Raw genomic sequence first — 15,003 nt, 5'->3', positions numbered from 1 at the left:
ACAGGAGAGAGACAAGCCATGCCCCACGACTTGAAGCACGCAGCGGGCGCCGCCGCCCGGATCGCTACGCGCGCGGCAGGTGTGCTCATGCGCTGCGCGGCCGCCGCCGCGTTCGCGCTCGCCGCGGGCCTGCCCCTGCAGGCACAGGCGCAAGCCCCGGCCCAGGCCCAGGCCACCAGCGCGCCGCCCATCAAGGTCGCCTTCATCGACCAGCTATCCGGGCCGCTGGCCAATGTCGGGCAGATCTTCCAGGCCAACCTGAAGTTCGCGCTCGACGACGCCAATGCCCAGGGCGGCGTGCTGGGGCGCAACTACGAGTTGCTCAGCTACGACAACAAGCTCTCTCCGCAGGAAAGCCTGACGGCACTGCAAAGCGCGATCGATGCCGGCGTCCGCGTGGTATTCACCGGCGCCTCCGGCTCGCCGGTGGTGACCGCGCTGGTGGAGGCCGCCAACCGGAACAACGAGCGCAACCCCGCGCAGCGCATCCTGATCATCAACTACGCCTCGCTCGACCCCGACCTGACGGGCGCGCGCTGCAGCTTCTGGCATTTCGCCACCGAGGCCAACACGGCGATGAAGATGCGCGCGCTGGCCAATTTCGCGCGCGAGCAAAAAAGCATGCACAAGGTGTACCTGCTCAACCAGGATTACACCCAGGGCCGCATCTGGGCCGCGCTGGGCCGGCAGATGATCGCCGGCGCTCGGCCCGATGTGCAGTTCGTCGGCGAGGCGCTGCACCCGCTGGCCAGGGTCAAGGACTTCGCGCCGTATGTCAGCAGGATCAAGGAAAGCGGCGCCGATACCGTGGTCACGGGAAACTGGGGCCAGGACTTGAGCCTGCTGATCAAGGCCGCGGGCGACGCCGGCTATGAGCTGAACTACCTGAACCACAGCGGGGGCGGCGCGCCCGGCACGGTGCTGGCCGTGTCGCAGGCGAAGAACGCGCACCTGACGTGGGTGGCCGAATACCTGCCCAACAGCGACGATCCGGTGCTGGCGGCGCTGGCAGCCCGGGTGAAGCAGACGCCGGCCGGCGAATACTTCGCCCCGCGCGTACTGATCTCCGTGCAAATGCTGAGCGAGGCGATCCGCCGCGCGAAATCCGACGATCCCACCAGTGTTGCATTTGCGCTCGAAGGCATGCAATACCAGTCGCCCGTGGGAGATGTGCTGATGCGCAAGGGCGATCACCAGTTGCTGTTGCCGCAGGTTGTGTCGACGATTGCACCGGTGGACGGCAAGTCTGTCAAGGTGGGCGTGGAAGGCACGCAATACGGCTTCCGCCTCGACGGCGTGACGGCGGGGCGGGACCTGAACCTGCCGTCGGCCTGCCGGATGAAGCGCCCGGCGGGCGCCTAGTGCGCCGATTCCGGTCTTCGTGACATCGGCGACGTCACGGCATCAGGGCTTGGCGCCGGTCACAGGACCGGCCGCCGCGGGCGCGGACGGCGTATCAGGTGCGCCCCCGGCACGTACCGCCCCCATCGCAGCGCCAACCGTGGCACCGCTCTCGCCGGCGGTCTGCACATCGCCACCGCTGGCCGGCGGCGCCAACTGGCGCAAGGCGGCGTCACGCTCGTCGCGCGGCAGGTCTCCAATGCGCCGCGCCGCGGCATAGAAAGCGGTCCAGTCGCCGCCGCTCTGCGCCAGCAGCGCCGTGAAGGCCGGCACCCATTGCTGGTAGGTCGCCACGGCGGCCAGTTGCGCATTGGTCAGCGGGCGCTCGAACCAGCGGTCGTAGCCGGTGTAGCCGCCCCACTCCTCCTTGAGCTGCGCATAGCGCGCGCGCAGGCCGGCGAAGATTTCCGCCTTGCCGGCGCGCTTGACCTCGTCGGGCACGGGCGAGCGATAGAGCGCGTCCAGCCGGTCCCGCGTGTCCAGCAGCATGGCGCGGAATTGCTGGCGGCGCATGTCGTACTGGAGATAGCTGGCGCGGGCATCGGGAGATGCCGCCAACGCCAACCAGCGCTCCACGCCGGCCGTTTCCACTGCGGTGGCAAAGGACTCGTTGAAGGTGGTGTCGTTGCGCACATAGACCACCTGGTGCGCCAGTTCGTGGAAGATCAGCCTGGCCAGCTCGCCTTCCGGCTGGTAGACGAAGGTGTTGAGCAACGGGTCGTCAAAGTAACCCAGCGTCGAATAGGCCGGAATGCCGGCGACGTAGGGCTCGAGCCCCTGCTTGCGCAGCCCTTCCGCATAGCTGTCCGCATCGGACTGGGCGTAGTAGCCGCGATAGCTGATGCAGCCCACCACCAGGAAGCACCACTTGTGCAGTTCCATCGACAGCTCGGGGGTAGCGAACACGCTCCACACCGCATACTGCCGATGCAGGTTGGCGTAGCGCCGGTAGCTGCCGTTATCGGGCAGCTTCAGCTCGTGCGAGGCGAAATCGCGGATGCTGCCGGCCTGCGCCAAGCGCTGTGCCAGCCGCGTATCCTTGGCTTCCTGCGCCGCGGCGATGGCATCCGGCAATGGCCGGGCTTCCGCCATCACGCCGAAGTGGCCGCCGATGGACTGCGCGTAATAGCCAATCGTGTCGCAGCCGGCCAGCAACGCGGCAAGCCCCAGCGTAGCCAGGGCCTGTAGCGCGCGTGCCGGCCGCCGGATCATGATGCCAGTGCGGACGCCGCCGGTTCCGCCTGCGCCATCCTGGCGGGCGCTGCTGCTTCTACCTGCACCAGGCAATCGTAGAACACCGGAGCACGGCCCAGGTCGGTCAGCCGCTGGCTGGTCAGCTCGTTGGCGTTCTTGCCGTCCGGCGCCAGCTTTTTCCACCAGATCGACAGCCCCACCACCAGCCCGCGCCGCGCGCGGTCTGTCACGCGGGCCCGCGCCATCATGCTGCCCCGGTCGTTAAAGGCGCGCACCATGCCGCCGTTGACGATGCCTCGGGGCGCTGCATCCTCGGGATGGATATCCAGGTGCGGCTCGCCCTCGGTTGCGCGCAGGCTGTCGACATTGACGAAAGTACTGTTGAGGAAGTTACGCGCGGGCGGCGAGATCATCGCCAGCGGATAGCGCGCCGCCAGTTCCGGCGCGGAGGCGGGCGTCTCGTAGGGCGGCACATAGCCGGGCAAGGGATCGAGGCCGTCGCGGCGCATGGCCTCCGAGTAAAACTCGCACTTGCCCGATGCCGTGAAGAAGCCGCCTTCGGCCAGCGGCGCCGCCGGCAGGTTGAGCTTCTGCCAGCCCTGCGCCTTGAGGGATTCCCAGCTGATGCCGGCGGCGCGCGGGTCGGTCGCCACGATGGCCTGGGCGGCAATGTCTTCGTCGCTGTCGGCAAAGCACGGCTCGTCAAAGCCCATGCGCTGCGCCAGCCGGCGGAAGATCTCGGTATTGGGGAGCGCCTCGCCCAACGGAGCGATGGCCTGGTTGTTGGCGAGGAAGTACGTATGCCCGTAGGCTTTGTGCACGTCCACATGCTCGAGCTGGGTGGTGGCCGGCAGCAGGATATCGGCATAGTCCGCGGTATCGGTGCGGAACTGCTCCAGCACCACGGTGAACAGGTCTTCCCGCGCGAAGCCTTCCGCCACTTTGGTCGACTGCGGCGCCACCGCCACCGGGTTGCTGTTGTAGACCACCAGCGCCTCGATCCTGGGTCCGCTCTCGCCGCCGGCGTCCAGCAGCGCATCGCCGATGGTGCTCATATTGACCGTGCGCGGCAACGCCGGCAGGTCCGGCAGCAGGTCCGGCCGTTGCAGTGCCGCGTTGTCCACCGGGAAGAAGCCCGAAGTGGACAGTTGCAGGCCGCCGGCCGCATGGCGCCACGCCCCCACCAGCGACGGCAGGCAGGCGACAGCGCGCACCGCCTGGCCGCCGCCGTGGGAGCGCTGCATGCCATAGTTCAGCCGGATCACCACCGGCTGGCGCTCGCGCACCGCCAGTTGCCCGTAGAGGCCGGCCAGCCACTCGATGTCCTCGGGGTCGATGCCGCACAGCTTGGCCGCATGCGCCGGCGTATAGGCCCGCACACGCTCGCGCAGTGCCTCGAACCCCACCGTGTGGCTGTCGATGTACTCGTGATCGAGCAGATCGTCGCGCATCAGCACATGCATGATCGCCAGCGCCAGCGCGCCGTCCGTGCCGGGCATGAGGGCGATATGGCGATGGCATTTTTCGGCGGTCAGCGACCGGTACGGGTCAATCGCCACCAGCGTGGCGCCGCGCCGCTTGGCTTCCTGCACGCGTGTCCAGAAGTGCAGGTTGGAGGCAATCGGGTTGCCGCCCCAGATGATGATGAGCCTGGCGTCGGGAACATGCTCGATGTCCATGCCGATACTCGCGCCGTAGGTATAGCGCAGCGCGGTTGCACCGGCACTGGCACAGATGGTGCGGTCGAGCAGCGAGGCGCCCAGCTTGTGGAAGAAACGCGCCGCCATGCTCTCGCCCTGCACCAGGCCCATGGTGCCGGCATAGCTATACGGCACGATCGCCTGCGGATCCCGCCCGGCGATGGCCGACAGGCGGGTAGCCACGGTGTCCAGCGCCTCGTCCCAGGAAATCGGCACGAACTTGCCTTCGCCCTTGGGGCCGACCCGCTTCATCGGTGTCAGCAGGCGGTCGGGATGGTAGGTGCGGTCCGTATAGCGCGACACCTTGGTGCAAAGCACGCCCTGGGTGCCAGGGTGGTCCGGATCACCCGCCACCTTGGTGGCGCGGCCGTCCTCGACGGTGACCAGCAAGGCACAGGTATCGGGACAATCGTGCGGACAGGCGGCACGGACGATGCGGGAGGCCATGGAATCTCCTGGCAAACGATTGGGGACGGGCGGCATGGCCGGGATCGGGGGGCGGCTGGACGGCCAGGCACGCGAGGCGGGCATGCCGGGCATCCTGGCGGCCTCGCGTGTTGTACGCCGGCGTCGTCCCGACGGGCGCCGCTGGGGAAATTGTTAGGCTCCGATTGTATTCGATTATGATAGCCCGACGCTGCGCCAGCAGATGGCGACAGGGCAGCGCCGGCACAGACCGGCAAGGCATTCACGGGTAAAGAAAACACCGTCTTTCACGGGGAAACCATGCAAGTGCATTCTGGGGTCAGGGGCTGGCGCATTGCCGGCCTGCTGGTGGCGTGCGCCATCGGCTCGTCATTCATTGCCAGTGCCAACGCCGAAAGCGGCGTCAGCGCCGACACCGTCCTGCTGGGCCAGTCGGCCGCGCTCACCGGGCCGACCGCCATGCTCGGCAAGCAGCTGAATGCCGGCGCGCGGCTTTACTTCGACTACGTCAACCAGCAGGGCGGGATCTACGGCCGCAAGATCGAACTCAAGGTCCTCGACGACTTCAACGAGCCGGAATCCGCCGCCAAGAACACGCGCGCGCTGATCGACGACGACCATGTCTTCGCGCTGTTCGGCTACGTGGGCACCGAGACCGGCGAGGCCTCGCTGCCACTGGCAACCCAGGCCCGGGTGCCGTTCTTCGCCCCCTACAGCGGCGCCCAGTCGCTGCGCGAACCATTCAACCGCTACGCCTTCCACGTGCGTGCGGGCTTCAACGAAGAGGCCGCGGCCATCCTGCGCCAGATCCGCGTGACCGGCCTCAAGCGGGTGGCGGTGGTGTACAACGAGGATGCCTACGGCAAGGCAGGCCTGGGAGCACTCGAACGCGCGCTCAAGGCGGCGCCCGACAGCGGCGTGCAGATCGTCGCGCGCGAGGGCGTGGTGCGCAATACCGTGGAAATCGGCGACGCCATGCAAGGCTCGATGAAATCCAAGCCCGACGCGGTGGTGATGATCAACGCATACCGGACCACGGGCGCCTTCGTCAAGGAAGCCCTGCGCCGCGGCTTCAATGGCCAGTTCTATAACGTCTCGTTTGTCGGCACCCAGGCGCTGGCCAAGGAAGTCGGCCCCAAGGGCAGTGGCGTGATCATTTCGCAGGTCATGCCCCATCCCGGCAATGCCACGCTGCCGGTGGTGCGCGAATACCTGCGCCTGCTGCAGGCGGCCGGCAAGCCCAACGAGTTCGACTACGCCAGCATCGAAGGCTTTATTGCCGCCAAGGCCTTCGCCGAAGGCCTGCGCCGGGCCGGCAAAGACCTGACCCGCGAAAAGCTGATCACAGCACTGGAAGGCATGAAGAGCCTCGACCTGGGCGGCTACATCATCAACTTCAGCCCCGACAGCCACATCGGCTCGAAATTTGTCGAGATGACCATCATCAACTCAAGGGGGCAGGTGATTCGCTGACGTAAAGGCGTCCCACGCCAAATGTGGGCGCTCTTTTGCCCACCTTTTTGCCAGGACAGAAACCAAGACGGAAAAGCAGGCCACCACCTCCCCGGAGGGGAGGTGAAACTGACGTTGACGTCAGGCAGTCAAGCCCGATCCTCCCTACGCCATATCATTCAAATGGCAAGCCGAAAAGCGCATCGGCGCAATCTCCTTGAGCAACGGCTGCTCCTCCCGGCAACGCGGCATCGCATGCGGGCAACGCGGATGGAAATGACACCCAGGCGGCGGATGCAACGGTGACGGAATCTCCCCCTTGATCGCCACAAACGTCTTCTTGCCAACCTCCAGCTTGGGAGCCTCCGCCAGCAGCGCCTGCGTATAAGGATGATTCGGACTGGCAAACACATCCTCCGCCGGCGCCGACTCCACCACCCGCCCCAGGTACATGATCACCACGCGATCGCTGATGTGCTTCACCACGCCGAGATCGTGGCTGATGAAGAGATAGGTCAGGTTCAGCTCCTGCCGCAAGCGCATGAAGAGATTCAGCACCTGGGCCTGGATCGACACATCGAGTGCAGCCACCGACTCATCGCACACCAGGAATTCCGGCTTGACCGCCAGCGCCCGCGCGATGCCGATCCGCGCACGCTGCCCGCCCGAGAACTGGTGAGGAAAGCGGCGCAGCACGGTGGGGTCCATGCCCACCCGCACCAGCATGTCCTCCACATAACGTTTCTGCTCGCCGCGCGGCACCATGCCGTGCACCACCGGCGCCTCGCCGACGATGTCCATCACGCGCAGGCGCGGATTCAGCGAGGCATAGGGATCCTGGAAGATCATCTGGATCGCCAGTTGCTTCTCTCGTTTCTTCTCGGGCGGCAGGCGGTCCAGATCGACCCCCTTCCAGTACCGCGAACCTTCCGTCAGCGAATGCAGGCCCACGGCCATGCGGCCCAGCGTGGACTTGCCGCAACCGGACTCGCCGACCAGGCCGACCACCTCGCCGGCGCGAATGGCCAGGTCGACGCGGTCCACGGCATGCACCACTTCTTCCTGCGCGCCGGCGCCGAACACATTGGCGATCTTGGCTGCGGTGTCGAGCGATTTGACGAATCGCTTGGATACGCCTTTCAGCTCGAGAATCGGTGCGCTGGGCGTGGGTTCTGCAACGGGTTCGGACGTCATGGCAGCGAGTGCGGGATCAACAACGGTGGCGCTCATGCGGCCTCCTGCTCTGCAAGGACCGGATGAAAGCAGCGCAGGCGACGTCCGTCCGCAGCAGTATCCAGCGGTGGTGTCGTCTTGCACACATCGGTAGCATAGGCACAACGTTCGCGAAAAGCACAGCCAGCCGGCAGGTTCAGCAGCGACGGCGTCATGCCAGGAATCTGGCGCAGCGGCGCGCCGCGCGGATTGCGCGAAGGCGCGGAGCTGATCAGGCCATGGGTATAGGGATGCTGGGGCCGCTCGAGCACCTGGCGCACGTCGCCGGCTTCGACAATCTTGCCGGCATACATTACGCAAACGGAGTCGGCCAGGCCGGCCACCACGGACAGGTCGTGGGTGATCCAGATCAGCGCGGTGCCGGATTCGCGGCACAGCTTCTGCATCTCGTAGAGAATCTGGCCCTGGATGGTTACGTCCAGCGCGGTGGTGGGCTCGTCGGCGATGATCAGGTCGGGCTTGTTCAACAGGGCGATGGCAATCGCCACGCGCTGGCGCATGCCGCCGGAGAACTGGTGAGGATAGGCGCGCAAGCGCTCGTCCGGCGAGGGAATGCCGACGCGGGCCAACGCGTTGCGGGCACGCTCGCGCGCCACCGCCTTGTCGACCTTCTCATGCGCCAGCACCGCTTCGATCATCTGCGTATCGATGCGCAGGACCGGGTTCAGCGTCATCATCGGATCCTGGAAGATCATCGCGATGCGGTTGCCGCGCACGTCGCGCATCTGCGCCGGCGTGAGGTTGCGCAGGTCGCGCGTGACGCCATCCCGGCTGGTCAGCTCGATACGGCCGTCCACCACTTTGCCGGGCGGATCGATCAGGCCCATGATCGAGTAACCGGTCATCGACTTGCCCGAGCCGGACTCGCCCACCAGGCCCATGATCTCGCCGCGGCCGACCGAGAACGAAACGTCGTCGACGGCGCGCGCGACACCGCCACGCGTAAAGAACTGGGTCTTGAGACCTTCTACCACTAGGGTCGGTTTGCTCATGTTCGCTCCTGTCGTGCTGCGTTACTGCGTTTGCAGGCGCGGATTGAGTACGTCACGCAGCTGGTCGGCGACCAGGTTCATGGCCACGATGGTGACCACCAGCGCAATACCCGGGAAGAAGCTGATCCAGTACTTGCCGGACAACATGTATTGCTGGCCGTTGGCGATCAGCGAGCCCAGCGACGGCTCGGTAATGGGCACGCCCAGGCCGAGGAAGGACAACGTGGCTTCCAGCGTGATCGCCGATGCCACCTGCAGCGCAGCGATCACGATCAGCGGCGGCAGGCAATTGGGCAGCAGGTGGCGGAACATGATCCGCGCTGGCGACAGCCCGAGGCAGGTGGCGGCTTCGATATATTCCTTGCGCCGCTCGACCAGCGCCGCGCTGCGCGTGGTGCGCGCGTAATAAGCCCACTGCACAGCCACCAGCGCGATCACGATATTGCCGATGCCCGGACGCAGGAAAGCCAGCAGGATCAGCGCCAGCAGGATGGGCGGGAACGACAGCTGCAGGTCGGCCACGCGCATGATGATGGCCTCGACCCGGCCGCCGAGGAAGCCGGCGATCAGGCCCAGCGTGGCGCCCAGCAGCAGCGCGATCACCGTACTGACAACGCCTACGCCGATGCTGATGCGCAGGCCGTACATCACGGCGGAGAGAATATCCCGGCCCTGCTCGTCCGAGCCAAGCAGGAAGGTCATGCCGTCGTCGGACTTCTCGCCAGGGGCCATGCGCGAGTCGAGCACATTCAGTGTGGCGAGGTCATAAGGGTTCTGCGGCGACAGCCATGGCGCGAGCAGCGCGATCAGCACGATGGCGATCAGCAGGACCAGGCCGGTCACCGCGATCTTGCTGGAGAAGAACTGGCTGGCGAAGCGCCGCAGCGGGGTCTGTTCGGCTAGCGGCAGCGGTGCCGCCGCGGATTCGGTTTCGATTGCGGTTGTCATGAGCTCAGCCCTTGTTGTCGGCGATACGCACGCGCGGATCGAGCACGCTGTAGATGATGTCCACCAGCAGGTTGATCAGGATGAACAGCGTCACGATCACCATCAGGTAGGCCACGATGACCGGGCGGTCGAGCAACTGGATGGAATCGATGATCAGCTTGCCCATGCCGGGCCACGCGAAGATCGATTCGGTCACGATGGCAAAGGCGATGATCGAGCCGAACTGCAGGGCAATCACCGTGACGATGGGGATCATGATGTTCTTGAGCACATGCACGCCCACGATGCGCGAGTTGGACAGGCCCTTGGCCCGCGCGAACTTGACGTAGTCCTGCATCATCGCCTCCTGCGTGCCGGCGCGCGTGAGCCGGATCACCATGGCGATATTGAGCAGCGACAGCGTCACCGCCGGCAGCAGCAGGTGGCGCAAACCGTCCATCGTGAGGAAGCTGACGGGGATGCCAAGCAGCGATGCGGTCTCGCCGCGCCCATTGGACGGCAGCCAGCCCAGTTGCACCGCGAACACCATGATGAGCATCAGCCCGACCCAGAAGGTCGGCAGCGAAAAGCCGAGGATGGAGACACCCATGATGGTCTTGCCGGCTACGCCGCCGGGACGCAGGCCCGCCCACAAGCCGAGCGGAATGCCGAGCAGCACGGCCAGCAGGATGGCGCACACGGCCAGCTCCATGGTGGCCGGCATGCGCTCGAAGATCAGCTTGAGCGCCGGCGTGCCGTGCGCGAAAGAAGTGCCCAGATCGCCGTGCAACGCATTGCGCAGGAAGATCCAGTACTGTTCCCAGAGTGGCTTGTCCAGGCCAAGCGCGGCAATGGTGCGCTTGATGTCCTCCTGGTCGGCCTGAGGATTGATCAGGATATCGACCGGGTTGCCGATGGCAAAGACGCCCAGGAAGACCAGCAAGGACATGACGAAGAGCACAACTACGCTCTGCATCAAGCGTCGAATGATAAAAACCAGCATGTTCGGAAGCTTTCCTTCGCCGATGACAGGCCACGGCGCCTGTGGGCGCCGCCTGGCTGCACCGGCAGTCGGCTCGTGGCTAGGCCCGGCTACCGTCCGGGGATGAATCGTAGGGAAGCGGCCGCACAGACCGCGGATGCTTCCCGCTTATACCTGCGGATGCATTCTTGTCCGGGGGCACGATGTCATGGCCGCGCCCCCGGCGTTTCACTTGTCACTTCACTGCGGCTTGAAATTGTGCGCGTACGTCCGTTCGTCGGTACGAGGCACGTACGTGATGCCCTTCTGGGTAGCCCAGGTCGTCACCTGCTGATGGATCGGGATGATACCGCCATCGTTGATGGCAATCGCGGTAGCTTCCTGCAACAGCTTGGAACGCTCGCCGTCATCCACGGTGGCCAGCGCCTTTTCCAGTACCACGTCCATCTTCGGATTGCAGTACTCACCCCAGTTGGTCGTGCCAAAGCCCTTCTTCGGATCCTCGCAAGCCAGCAGCGCGCGCAGCGGCGAGCTGACTTCGCCGGTTTGCGCGCCCCAGCCCAGCAAGCCGAACGAGAACTCGTGCTTGATGCCCTTGGACGAGTAGGTTGCCATCGGCATGCCCTCCACCTTTGTCGTAATGCCGATGCGGGTCAGGTTCTGCGCAATGGTCTGGGCAATCTTCTCGTCGTTGACGTAGCGATTGTTAGGCGTGTGCAGGGTAATACCGAAGCCGTTCGGATAGCCCGCCTCCGCCAGCAGCTTCTTGGCGCCTTCCGGGTCGTACTTGACCGTCTTCAGGTTGGGGTTGTAGCCGAACAGCGTGGGCGGCACCAGGTTGTTGGTCGGTTCGGACAGGCCTTCCATCAAGCGGTCCTTGATGCCCTGCCGGTTGATGGCCATGCTGATGGCATTGCGCACGCGCGCATCCTTCAGCGGGTTCTTGTCCATCGGCGCACCTTCCTTGGTGGTGACAAAGGGCGACTTGTCTTTCTTGTCATCGGTGTACAGGTAGATCACGCGGTGCGAGATCTTCGAGAAGAACGTCAGCTTGGGATCCTTGCGCACCTGCGGCAGGTCTGGCGTCGGCACGTTCTCGATGGCCTGCACGTCGCCGGACAGCAGCGCCGCCATGCGCGTGGCCGGATTCGGGATGAAGCGCAGCGTCACCTTGTCCCACGCAGGCTTGGGGCCCCAGTAGTCAGGGTTCTTCACCAGGTCCACCCGGTCGTCGCGCGCATAGTTGACGAACTTGAAGGGGCCGGTGCCGATCATGCCCTTGCCCTGCGCGAAGTCGTCCGAGGTCAGGCCCTGCGTCGCCTTCTTCTGCACGATGAAGATCGACGTCAGGTCGTTCAGCATCAGCGGGTACGGTGTGTTGGTGGTGAGCTGGATGGTGTACTTGTCGATCACCTTCTTGTTGATGATCGCCTTGGTGTAGACGTCGAACTTGCCGGGGCTGTTCAGGATGGTGGCCGGGCGCTCGAGCGACCAGATGATGTCCTCGGTGGTGAGCTCGGAGCCATCGTGGAACTTCACGCCCTTGCGGATCTTGAATTCCCAGGTCAGGTTGTTGACCAGCTTCCAGGACTCGGCCAGGCCGGGAATGATCTTGCTGTCCGCGTCCATCTTCACGAGACACTCGAACATGTGCTCGGAGACGTTGATGTTCGAGAACAGGTTATAGAAATGCGGATCCATCGAGGTCGGGGGCGAACTCATGGCCAGCTTGAAATCGACCGCGTGGGCCTGGCTGGCAAAACCGAAGCTCATGGCCGCGGTTACCACCATGGCACCGAATGCCTTCTTGCATGTGCGAAGGGACATCGCGCAACTCTCCCAGGGGAAAAATGGTAGCAAACAACTACTAAGGGCAGCGTTGGCACATCGCGCCGGGCGCCGCATTTTGGTGCGGCTGGATGGGCGATCAGCGGCAACGTTGCCGGGCAGGCACATCAAGCATGAACTGTTCCAGCAGTGGACCCTGCGGGGCAATGCGGGGAAACCCCCGCGCTGTCTTGCCCGCAGTGCATCACGCGCACGCGCGTAATCGCGCACTTGTGGCCTGCCGGGCGCCTGTTTTGGCGCTTTCACGCAAGGCGTCGTATGATCCGGATATCCCTCGCCCAAACTGGCATCATGACACTCATCCCCGAAATTCTTCAGGCGCAAGCCGAGATCCGCACCATCCGACGCGACATCCACGCCCACCCGGAGCTTTGCTTCAAGGAGGAACGGACTTCGGACGTGGTGGCGCAGAACCTCGCCGCCTGGGGCATCGAAGTTCATCGCGGCCTTGGCACCACCGGCCTGGTTGGTGTGATCCGCAATGGCAATAGCGGCCGCAGCATCGGCCTGCGCGCCGATATGGATGCGCTACCGCTGCAGGAGGCCAACACCTTCGGCCACCGCTCGCAGCACGATGGACGCATGCACGCCTGCGGCCACGACGGCCATACGGCGATGCTGCTGGGGGCAGCGCGCTATCTGGCCGAGCACCGGAACTTCGACGGCACCATCAACCTGATTTTCCAGCCGGCCGAGGAAGGCGGCGGCGGCGCCCGCGAAATGATCAAGGACGGCCTGTTCGAGCGCTTTCCCTGCGATGCCGTGTTCGGCATGCACAACTGGCCCGGCATGCCTGCCGGCAGCTTCGGCACCACGGCCGGGCCACTGATGGCGTCGAGCAACGAATTCCGCATCGTCGTGCACGGCAAGGGCGCGCATGCTGCGCTGCCGCACAATGGCAACGATCCCGTTTTCACCGGAACGCAAATTGTCTCGGCGCTGCAAGGCATCATCACGCGCAACAAGCGTCCGATCGATGCCGCGGTGATTTCGGTCACGCAGTTCCATGCCGGCGACGCCACCAATATCGTGCCGGATGAGGCCTGGATCGGCGGCACGGTGCGCACCTTCACCCTGCCTGTGCTTGATCTGATCGAGCGCCGCATGGAAGAAGTCGCGCGGGCTGTGGCAAGCGCGTTCGATTGCACCGTGGATTTCGAGTTTCATCGCAACTACCCACCCACCGTCAACAGCGAGGCGGAAACGGTGTTTGCCGCGGAAGTGGCAAGGGAACTGGTGGGTGCGGACAACGTCGACGACAAGATCGAGCCGACCATGGGCGCCGAGGATTTCTCCTTCATGCTGCTTGAAAAACCGGGGTGCTACCTGTTCATCGGCAATGGTGAAGGCGTGCACCGCGAAGCCGGCCATGGCCTTGGCCCGTGCATGCTGCACAACCCGAGCTATGACTTCAACGACGAGATCCTGCCTGTTGGCTCGACCTTCTTCGTAAAGCTGGTGGAAAAGTGGCTGGCTCCTGCCTGAGTACGCAGATCAGCGCCGCGCCGGCCTGCAACGCCGGCGCGGAGTCATGACGTTGAAAGGGTATCAGTCCAGCGCGATGTCGCCGTACCAGCTTTCAGCGCGGCTCTTGGTATTGTCGGTATCGGTCATGAGCCCGATCGCCACTACCTTCCCCGGATCGGTCCCGAAGGCCTTGCGGTAGTCGGCGCGCAAGTCGCGCCGATGGCAACGCCATTCGTTGGTGTGGCGGGTACCGGAATCCACCACGATCATGCGCACGCGCTCGGTGTGCGGGTTCGACAGCACGGAGCCTTCCGGCTTGCGCCCTCCCCAAATGTACATGAGCGTGGCATAGGGCATCTCACGCCCTGTCGTCAGCCGCGCCATCTCGTACATCAGTTGATCCTTGAGCGAGAGACTGCCCTTGTCGCCATCGAACGCGACGAAGATGCGCAGCGGCGAGTCCTCGCGCGGGGCCTGGCTATTGTCGGCACTGCGGATTACGTCGCGCGTCTTCCACGTCCAGTTCAGCATGCCCGGCTCGCGCCCCACCAACGGCACATACAGGCCCGAGGCCGAACTGTCGGCTTCTGCATGTAACACCATGCGTCGGTCGACTTCGGTCAAGGTATAACGGGTGGGAAGCTTGTTTCGGTTGACGGTCCAGGGCTGCCAGCCTGCTGGCTTGCTAAGCCCATAGGGAGCCGCCGAAAACAACGGCAGCCCCTTTAGTGTAGGGTGTTCTTCCACCTCGCTGCCATGGTCGACTTCGGCGTGTTCCTCGCTCGACGAAGCGAGGTCCCGAGCCGGCGGCCCGGGTGGAACCAGCGTGTCCGTCGGCACGGCATGCCTGAGTTGATCGATATGCGTGGCAAAGCTGCCGCAATCGATCGCCGAGGCGGCAGCCATGGCCCCAGGGCCCGATTGCACGACCGGCGCACGCTCGGTGGACGCCGTTTCCAGTGTGCCGCAACCCGCCAAAGTAAGCGCACCTACCACGCCGGTCAGTGCCGACAGGCAAAATCTGGCCGCCATTGATCCCCCGCCTGGATGCCACTGCCGGCGGTGCGCTATCGCGCTCGCCGGCATCGGATCTTTGAAATCTTTCGAACTGCGTCGATGCATCGAACTGCGTCACGGGGGACTGTGCCCTCGCTTGGGGCTACGGTAACAGAACGATATGGGGGAAGGAAGGCTCCAGTACCCTGATTGGGGGACTTCTGCGACAACGTTGACGCCGCCGCAAAAGCAAAACCCCCCAGTACTTTCGTACTGGGGGGTTTCAAGGGAGAGCCTGGCGATTACCTACTTTCACACGGGTATCCGCACTATCATCGGCGTGGAGTCGTTTCACGGTCCTGTTCGGGATGGGAAGGGGTGGTTC

Annotated in this window: 11 protein-coding genes and 1 rRNA gene; 3 read left to right on the top strand and 9 right to left on the bottom strand. The window is 64.8% G+C overall.

Going from position 1 to position 15,003, the window contains the following annotated elements:
- Positions 1–87: 87 nt before the first annotated feature.
- Positions 88–1,362 (top strand): branched-chain amino acid ABC transporter substrate-binding protein, encoded by a 1,275-nt coding sequence (locus tag AC1DS6_RS13010; RefSeq protein WP_441625690.1) that lies wholly within the window; start codon positions 88–90, stop codon positions 1,360–1,362.
- Between the two features lie 42 nt (positions 1,363–1,404).
- Here the strand turns inward: AC1DS6_RS13010 and AC1DS6_RS13005 are convergent, their stop codons facing one another.
- On the bottom strand, positions 1,405–2,613 hold the full coding sequence (locus tag AC1DS6_RS13005) for an aminopeptidase (protein ID WP_441625671.1): 1,209 nt from the start codon (positions 2,611–2,613) through the stop codon (positions 1,405–1,407).
- Positions 2,610–4,742: a molybdopterin-containing oxidoreductase family protein gene (locus tag AC1DS6_RS13000; protein WP_441625673.1), complete on the bottom strand. Its 2,133-nt coding sequence runs from the start codon at positions 4,740–4,742 to the stop codon at positions 2,610–2,612. Before AC1DS6_RS13000 ends, AC1DS6_RS13005 begins: the two co-directional genes overlap by 4 nt.
- Before the next feature lie 279 nt (positions 4,743–5,021).
- Between AC1DS6_RS13000 and AC1DS6_RS12995 the strand changes: the two genes are divergently transcribed.
- Complete coding sequence (locus AC1DS6_RS12995; protein ID WP_441625675.1) at positions 5,022–6,194, top strand: ABC transporter substrate-binding protein; 1,173 nt, start codon at positions 5,022–5,024, stop codon at positions 6,192–6,194.
- 144 nt (positions 6,195–6,338) lie between these two features.
- Here the strand turns inward: AC1DS6_RS12995 and AC1DS6_RS12990 are convergent, their stop codons facing one another.
- The 5 genes from AC1DS6_RS12990 to AC1DS6_RS12970 all read right to left on the bottom strand — a co-directional run bounded on the left by AC1DS6_RS12990 (position 6,339) and on the right by AC1DS6_RS12970 (position 12,134).
- Positions 6,339–7,403 (bottom strand): ABC transporter ATP-binding protein, encoded by a 1,065-nt coding sequence (locus AC1DS6_RS12990; protein ID WP_035875649.1) that lies wholly within the window; start codon positions 7,401–7,403, stop codon positions 6,339–6,341.
- Entirely contained in the window at positions 7,400–8,398 is a 999-nt protein-coding gene (locus AC1DS6_RS12985; protein WP_035875651.1) for an ABC transporter ATP-binding protein, read from the bottom strand. The genes AC1DS6_RS12990 and AC1DS6_RS12985 overlap by 4 nt, the downstream gene beginning before the upstream one ends.
- A 21-nt stretch (positions 8,399–8,419) precedes the next feature.
- On the bottom strand, positions 8,420–9,346 hold the full coding sequence (locus tag AC1DS6_RS12980) for an ABC transporter permease (protein WP_441625679.1): 927 nt from the start codon (positions 9,344–9,346) through the stop codon (positions 8,420–8,422).
- A gap of 4 nt (positions 9,347–9,350) precedes the next feature.
- Positions 9,351–10,328: an ABC transporter permease gene (locus AC1DS6_RS12975; RefSeq protein WP_045237205.1), complete on the bottom strand. Its 978-nt coding sequence runs from the start codon at positions 10,326–10,328 to the stop codon at positions 9,351–9,353.
- A 219-nt stretch (positions 10,329–10,547) separates the two neighbouring features.
- The gene (locus tag AC1DS6_RS12970) at positions 10,548–12,134 is read right to left on the bottom strand and encodes an ABC transporter substrate-binding protein (protein WP_441625681.1); all 1,587 of its coding nucleotides are present in this window, start codon (positions 12,132–12,134) and stop codon (positions 10,548–10,550) included.
- A gap of 312 nt (positions 12,135–12,446) precedes the next feature.
- Here AC1DS6_RS12970 and AC1DS6_RS12965 point away from each other — a divergent pair, with 312 nt between their 5' ends.
- The gene (locus AC1DS6_RS12965; RefSeq protein ID WP_441625683.1) at positions 12,447–13,640 is read left to right on the top strand and encodes a M20 aminoacylase family protein; all 1,194 of its coding nucleotides are present in this window, start codon (positions 12,447–12,449) and stop codon (positions 13,638–13,640) included.
- A gap of 63 nt (positions 13,641–13,703) precedes the next feature.
- Here the strand turns inward: AC1DS6_RS12965 and AC1DS6_RS12960 are convergent, their stop codons facing one another.
- A complete protein-coding gene (locus tag AC1DS6_RS12960; protein ID WP_441625685.1) occupies positions 13,704–14,654 on the bottom strand; it encodes a DUF3047 domain-containing protein in 951 nt (316 codons plus the stop codon).
- Between the two features lie 257 nt (positions 14,655–14,911).
- Positions 14,912–15,003, bottom strand: a 5S ribosomal RNA gene (gene rrf, locus AC1DS6_RS12955); the annotation flags it as partial.

It is taken from the genome of Cupriavidus sp. 05L310 (genome assembly GCF_056398185.1).
Note: the sequence above shows the minus strand (reverse complement) of the source record. Positions and strands in the feature narration are given on the sequence as shown.

Bases quoted from the DNA above. Each gene is read 5' to 3' on its own strand.
- AC1DS6_RS13010 (WP_441625690.1), top strand. From the start codon at position 88: ATGCGCTGCGCGGCCGCCGCCGCGTTCGCGCTCGCCGCGGGCCTGCCC.
- AC1DS6_RS13005 (WP_441625671.1), bottom strand. From the start codon at position 2,613: ATGATCCGGCGGCCGGCACGCGCGCTACAGGCCCTGGCTACGCTGGGG.
- AC1DS6_RS13000 (WP_441625673.1), bottom strand. From the start codon at position 4,742: ATGGCCTCCCGCATCGTCCGTGCCGCCTGTCCGCACGATTGTCCCGAT.
- AC1DS6_RS12995 (WP_441625675.1), top strand. From the start codon at position 5,022: ATGCAAGTGCATTCTGGGGTCAGGGGCTGGCGCATTGCCGGCCTGCTG.
- AC1DS6_RS12990 (WP_035875649.1), bottom strand. From the start codon at position 7,403: ATGAGCGCCACCGTTGTTGATCCCGCACTCGCTGCCATGACGTCCGAA.
- AC1DS6_RS12985 (WP_035875651.1), bottom strand. From the start codon at position 8,398: ATGAGCAAACCGACCCTAGTGGTAGAAGGTCTCAAGACCCAGTTCTTT.
- AC1DS6_RS12980 (WP_441625679.1), bottom strand. From the start codon at position 9,346: ATGACAACCGCAATCGAAACCGAATCCGCGGCGGCACCGCTGCCGCTA.
- AC1DS6_RS12975 (WP_045237205.1), bottom strand. From the start codon at position 10,328: ATGCTGGTTTTTATCATTCGACGCTTGATGCAGAGCGTAGTTGTGCTC.
- AC1DS6_RS12970 (WP_441625681.1), bottom strand. From the start codon at position 12,134: ATGTCCCTTCGCACATGCAAGAAGGCATTCGGTGCCATGGTGGTAACC.
- AC1DS6_RS12965 (WP_441625683.1), top strand. From the start codon at position 12,447: ATGACACTCATCCCCGAAATTCTTCAGGCGCAAGCCGAGATCCGCACC.
- AC1DS6_RS12960 (WP_441625685.1), bottom strand. From the start codon at position 14,654: ATGGCGGCCAGATTTTGCCTGTCGGCACTGACCGGCGTGGTAGGTGCG.